This window comes from Alicyclobacillus contaminans DSM 17975 (assembly GCF_000429525.1).
GTDB lineage: Bacteria > Bacillota > Bacilli > Alicyclobacillales > Alicyclobacillaceae > Alicyclobacillus_A > Alicyclobacillus_A contaminans.
In genome coordinates, this window is sequence record NZ_AUCA01000095.1 from 1 (window position 1) to 2,267 (window position 2,267).

A 2,267-nucleotide genomic window follows, 5' to 3' on the forward strand; every position below is an offset into this window, starting at 1 on the left:
CCCGCTGGGTTCCCTGGCGGGGCTGATTGTTGCTGTGCATGACTCTCGCACGAAGTCTGGAGAAGCGCAAGGTGTGAGGGGTTTGACGCTTACCTAGCACTTGACCACTTCTGACGGATTTAAGTGGCCATTTGTGTCGAAACGAAACTGGCCATTGACAGCAAAAGATTTGCAAACGCGGATTTGCAAATGAAAAATGGCATCCTCAATGGATGCCGAAAGTCCTTGATTTTACTGGCGGAGAGGGTGGGATTCGAACCCACGGTAGCCTTGCGACTACGGCGGTTTTCAAGTTCTCTGGCGTTCATTTGTCGCTGTTCGCATAGTCCGTCTAGTCCCGCTGTATCAGGCATTATCGTGGGCTTACGGCGGATTTCGTCCGCTCTGTCCATGCAGTTCTACCACATCCGGTAGAAGAAAGGGTAGAAGTGCAATCTAGGTTCCCAGTCCGTGATACTCACCAGATTGTTTTCGCTACGGCGATTCTCGTACATGTCACGAAATCTGAGAACTAAACGGTAGAGTCTTAATGTATCGTTCCATGAAGCCCCAGTCAGGTGTGCCGTCTTCAATCACTGGAAGTTTAATCATGGACGATTTCATTCGTTCCACGTGCCACTTACGCCCATAGTTGAACCTGTACTTTTCAAGTTTAATAACAGTTATCAAAAACATCGCAATGAACGGGTTTAGTTCAAATTTTGGATACAATACATTCACAGCATCCGAACACCAAAATGGTTCCGGTTGGTAGAATGCCTCACCAACCGAACCATCATAATTCACAGAGATCGTGTTCCCTGAGTGAATCGGTTCTTGTCCTATCCAATCAGATATGCCATTGTTTTTGCTTATGGCCCCTAAGTAAGGAGTGAAACCCTTTGTCATCTGAGCCTTTGTGAGACGCTTGCCTTTTTTGACCTCGAACAATTCATCAATCCGAAACCAATTCCACGTAGAAGTGTCGAAGGTTAAGCTGTCTTTCGGATTTGCCGGAGCATCGGCATCGTCGTACATATTGATATCAAATTCGTGTACCCAGCTAGGTATTTCCTCTGGGGAAGGTAGAATAATTTCCCGTAAGCTTCGATTAGCCTGCCTTCCGTAGTTATATCGGTATCGATTCGCTTTAATGCAAAGGCAGTAATATAAGAGCTCTTGCTTTGATAACTCAACTTTCGGCCGTAAACACGCGACATGAAAGGCTGTATAATATGGCCGTTCCTGTACGAACGTGGACAGTACCCCATTACCGCTCAGCGCAACGGTGAGTTCCCCTGCTGGATTTGGTTCGATACCTTCAACGGGTTCTACATAAGCTGCAATCCCGTTATCGGTTGACTTTCTTGAAATAAAGGGAATTCCTTCACTCCCACATTGCTTCATCCTATTTAGTTCCAGACTATTCCCATAGCGTACGTCGAATAAGTCACCTAGCTTCATCATCTTCGTTACCTACTCCTACGCCGCCAAGTAATTTAAACATCGCGTATTTCTTTACTGTGTCTTCGAAGTCGGCCTTTGTGAGCTTAGAATAGTCGGTCTCCATATAAGCCTCAGCACACCATTCATCCTCGTGAGTCACGTATGCTGTCACACTCTCTCCGGGGCGCACCTCTCTATTTCTAAATTGTTCAACCCAGTGGTCTCGGATAGTAGGCCAAAACCCATACAAGTCAATGCGACCTTTGTGTTTTGTTTTCACAAATCCATCGTCTTTCCAGTATCCGAACCATGTTTTTCTGTTGCTTGTTTTGTGCGGAATGCCAGCCGTAAACACCATGATACATGTAATAACGCCCACTGGATAAAAAAGTTCGTCCGGCATGGACATTACGGCCTCGAGAGTGTGGTGCTTTAGAATCGTCTCGCGCATCGGATGTGGCGAAATTGCACACGACATCGGCACAATTGCAATGCCCGTTCCGCCTTTTTGAATGCAATTCAGCATATGGTTCACAAAGACGAGTTCATGCAGTTCTTCATCCCCCTGTGAATAAGGGGGGTTCAACATACCAACGGTGCATTTATGGGCCTTTACTGCCTTCGTAATACCCGTGTCAAAACATGAACCTTGATACAAATTAGCCTTTCCGTCCCCGCGCAAAATCATATTGCTGGCGGCTAAGGCGTACATGTTCGGCTGCTGCTCAACTCCAATCAGGCACTGTTTCTATACTGGCCCCAGAGTCAACCCAGACAGAAGGGATGGGTTAAGATGAAGTAGAGGTGTTTATGATGCCGGGACGTAAGTGGACAGTGGACGA

General features: G+C 46.8%; 2 protein-coding genes. Both read right to left on the reverse strand.

Features of this window, described 5'->3' with window-relative positions:
- Positions 1 to 495 precede the first annotated feature (495 nt).
- Positions 496 to 1,446 carry a restriction endonuclease subunit S gene (locus G463_RS0117200; RefSeq protein ID WP_026976113.1) on the reverse strand — a complete coding sequence of 317 codons (951 nt, stop codon included), beginning with the start codon at positions 1,444 to 1,446 and terminating at the stop codon, positions 496 to 498.
- Positions 1,430 to 2,164, reverse strand: coding sequence for an HsdM family class I SAM-dependent methyltransferase (locus tag G463_RS0117205; RefSeq protein WP_342663833.1), 735 nt, complete (start codon positions 2,162 to 2,164; stop codon positions 1,430 to 1,432). The genes G463_RS0117200 and G463_RS0117205 overlap by 17 nt, the downstream gene beginning before the upstream one ends.
- Positions 2,165 to 2,267: the final 103 nt, after the last annotated feature.